Source organism: Streptomyces sp. WAC 04229 (assembly GCF_003947455.1).
Lineage (GTDB): Bacteria > Actinomycetota > Actinomycetes > Streptomycetales > Streptomycetaceae > Streptomyces.
Window position 1 is genome coordinate 1 of sequence record NZ_QHJH01000429.1, and the last position, 695, is coordinate 695.

Here is a 695-nt window from a genome sequence, read left to right on the forward strand (position 1 = left end):
CAAGTCGCGACCTTCTCGTCGCTGTGGATCTCGCTGTATGCGAGGCGGGTGTGGTCGTCGACGGCGGAGTGGACGTAGTCGAAGCCCATGCCTCGGATCGGCCGGCCGGCGTCGCGGCCGCGGACCTTGTGGCCGCCGCCGTCGGGAATGCGGCCGAGCTTCTTCACATCGACGTGGATCAGTTCACCGGGGCGCTCGCGTTCGTAGCGGCGGATCACGGCCCCGGTGGGCCTGTCCAGCCAGGCCAGCCGGTTGAGGCCGTGGCGGGTCAGGACGCGGTGCACCGTGGAGGCGGGCAGACCAAGGACCGGGCCGATGCGGGCCGGGCCGAGCTTTCGGTCCCGCCGCAGCCGGCACACCTGCTCCTCCACTGGCGCCGGGGTGCGGTGTGGTGTCCGGCGCGGCCTGCTGGAACGGTCGACAAGCCCGGCCTCGCCTTGACGGCCCCAGCGGCGGATCCACTTGTGAGCCGTTGCCCGTGAGACGCCCATCTCGGCGGCCACATGAGCGACGGGACGGCCCGAGCGAACGCGCTCGACGAGCAACCGCCTGCCGTGAACGGTCAGCCGGGCATTACGGTGGGACACGAAGACCTCCGTGCGGTGCGTTCCTAGACAGCTCCACCACATCGGAGGTCTTCGCCATGTTCAAGACCCACCAGTGTCAACAACGCTCGTGATCAATACACCTAGGCC

General features: G+C 69.4%; 1 protein-coding gene. It reads right to left on the reverse strand.

The annotated features are described in order from the left end of the window. Positions 1 to 587 (reverse strand): helix-turn-helix domain-containing protein (locus tag DMH12_RS38700; protein ID WP_148107620.1); only part of this gene is annotated, 587 nt, incomplete at its 3' end. Positions 588 to 695: the final 108 nt, after the last annotated feature.